The organism is Mucilaginibacter sp. (genome assembly GCF_036383575.1).
Classification (GTDB): Bacteria; Bacteroidota; Bacteroidia; order Sphingobacteriales; family Sphingobacteriaceae; genus Mucilaginibacter.
The window spans coordinates 1-2,904 of sequence record NZ_DASVOB010000322.1 but is presented as its reverse complement, the minus strand read 5'-3'; the positions used below and the strand labels follow the sequence as shown (position 1 = coordinate 2,904).

At 44.5% G+C, this 2,904-nt stretch carries 2 protein-coding genes and 1 pseudogene; all 3 read right to left on the bottom strand.

The features are described from left to right. A pseudogene (locus VF500_RS11080) lies at positions 1-372 on the bottom strand (hypothetical protein); the annotation flags it as partial. Positions 373-398: 26 nt separating this feature from the next. Beyond that, a complete protein-coding gene (locus VF500_RS11075) occupies positions 399-1,964 on the bottom strand; it encodes a glycoside hydrolase family 28 protein (protein WP_330859732.1) in 1,566 nt (521 codons plus the stop codon). A 41-nt stretch (positions 1,965-2,005) separates the two neighbouring features. After that, positions 2,006-2,904 (bottom strand): glycoside hydrolase family 88/105 protein (locus VF500_RS11070; RefSeq protein WP_330859731.1); only part of this gene is annotated, 899 nt, incomplete at its 5' end.

Genomic DNA, 2,904 nt, shown 5'->3' with positions numbered 1-2,904 from the left:
GGCAAGATCTGTCTTGAGCTTACGGTTATTAACAAAGAACCGCGGCAACTCGTTATCCTGAAATGTATAATCGATATGCGTCCGGGTGCCATCGGGCAGCATTCTGAAGGTTGGGAAAACAACGGTACGTGAAACTAAAGCACTGCCTGCGCTATCCAATCCATACTGCACCCATACAGATACTTTTTCGCCCGACATTTCAATATGATCGGTATGGGGTAACCGGCCGTTGATCGTCCACCTGATGCTTCCATCGGGCTGAATAGCCCAGCGGTCTGTTTGCGAAGGTAGAGTAACCTGTTGAGCATAAACCATGAAAGGAAACAAAAATGCCAGGGCTGCTAAAAATATTTTATATGTATTTATTTTCATTTGCTGTATTGGATTGCTCATTAATATTAATCTAAAACCGCAGCATCTGCTTTCACATCAGCAGATAGCTCAACCTTTTTTTGTATATCAGGTGTTTTATTTTTCAGGATCCTGATATCGCTGCTTGCATTGCCCTCAACGCGTACAAATGCGTCCGCAGAGGCGGCAACGGAGGTGTTGTTTATGTAAGCTCCCGCAACATTCTCTAACCTGATCACTGTCCGGGCCCCTGTAGTTTCAGGAATTATGCAGGATTTAAGTTCAATATTTTTCCCGTCCTCACAAATGAAAGCGGGCCTGAGGTCATTATGACTTAATGTGAATTTTACATTGTCGAGTTTTAATCCCTCTACATGCCGGGCCCATACGCCATAGGCAGGCACCAAGGGGCCAAATGTTTTTACTTCGGGGTACTTATCAATAGCCTCCGGTACAATCTGCCGGGCATTTTCTTCAGTTCCGCCGCCTGCAAGGTTTATTTCGATGTTTTTTAACGTAAGCCCCTTAATATTATGCCCGGGGATACCTGTTATCAGGATTCCTGATGGTGGCATCAGTTGCGCGTTATCTGCCGCTTTTGCCTTTACATTTTTTATGGTTACATTTTCAAGCGTTCCGATTGGCCGCTGCGAATCCTGATCTTTGCGAAATACACTTAACCTTGCACCTAAACGGATCAGGATAGGTGTCTTTACTTCAACCATGGTAATATCATCAATTTCAACGTTCCTGATATTTGCTCCATCAACAGAAAGCAGCTTGATCCCTCCATTGGCCGTATCATAGATATAGCATTTTGAAATGCTGATATTTTCAAATGGCGCCATTGATTCGGTACCCATTTTAATGGCCCCCTGGCCGCTTTTTAACCGCAGGTCCGAAATCACAATATTCCTGCAGGCCATTTTGCTTGATGTTGTTTTAAAACACAGGGCATCATCACCGCTTACCACATCGCAGTTTTTGATAGTTACATCCTGACAGCCATCTATATCCATACCATCATTATGGGCAACTCCCCTGCTTTCAATTTTTACATTTTGAATATTTACCTGCTTACATTGAAAGTAATGAGAGGTCCAGGCGGCTGAGTAATTTAAAGTAACACCCCGTACCGAAACATTTTGACAGCGTACAACACGTAATAAAAACGGACGTCTGCCCCAGCGTTGTGATTCGGCACGGGTATCGGTCAGTATTTGCTGCGCTTTTAGTTTTGATCCCTGGCCATCGATAATGCCTTCGCCTTCAATGCTGATGTTCTTTTTATCAACCGCTACAACCAGCGCCCAGCCCACGCTAATGCCAAGGCCCTCAACAAAAGGATCAAGGTTCTTATAATCATTAATATCGGTACTCCCCAATAATACAGCGCCCCTATTTAGATGCAGGGTAATATTATCATTCAATGCGATGGTGCCAGTTAAAAACACCCCAGAAGGAACCACCACTTTACCGCCACCGCTCTTATAACAAGCATCGATGGCTTTTTGAATAGCTTCGGTATTTAAGGTAGTGCCGTTACCTGTAGCGCCGTAAGCGGTGATATCCACATCGGCGGCGAACAAACTAAAATGAGATGCCAGCACCATTAAGACAGTACATAATAAACCCCTCGTTAGCCTCTGCATAGTTATTTCTTCTTTTCGGCTTTAAGCATTTCGGTTCCGGCAAGTAATAAAGCGCCTAAACCATGGGTATCGTTCAGTTCGGTTGGGCGGGTGTAATAAAATTTTATATCGGTATCCATATTAGTACCTATACAAACATCCTGCAGTTGTCCGTCGGCAGTTACTTTTGAAGCCAGGCCTTTCCATCCCTCGCGGGCAATGGCAATATATTTTTCGTTTATCCAACCCTGGTTTACTGCCCTTGCTACTGCATAGGTGTACATAGCGGTAACTGATGTTTCAAGGTATGAATCGGGCTTGTCCAATAATTGGTGCCATAAACCGGTTTGATCCTGGTAACGGGCGTAACCTACTATTTGCCTTAACAGCAATTTAATCAGCTCCGGGCGTTTTGGGTGGTTTGCGGGTAAATTGTTTAATAGTTCAACCTGTGCCATGGCTATCCAACCGTTACTGCGGCCCCAGTGGCCTACACCGTTGGTTTGATCATCAGCATAATAATTATGAAAGAAAAGGCCAGTTGCCGGGTCATAAAGGTATTTGTTAAAATTCTCGACCTGCTTAATGGCATCATCAAAATATTTACTATCGCCGGTGAGCTTACCCATACGTGCTAAAAACGGGATGCTCATGAACATGTCATCGGCCCAAAGGGTACCAAAGCGGGGCTGCGGACGGGCAAGTGTACCATCAGGCAAACGCATTTGTTTGGCTAAGATATAGGCGGCAGACCTTTCCAGATAAGCCTGGTAATCTTTACGGTGAGCGAGTGCGTCTACGTCAAACAAACCTGCCGACATTGCACCACAGGCATCAAGGTTGGTTATATTGAATACAGAACCATATTCAACCTTGCCTGCTTTAGCTTTATAAAGAGTTTCGAAATAACCGAGGTTATCAA

Excerpts from the sequence above, each read along its gene's own strand:
- VF500_RS11075 (WP_330859732.1), bottom strand. The coding sequence starts at position 1,964 with ATGGTGCTGGCATCTCATTTTAGTTTGTTCGCCGCCGATGTGGATATC.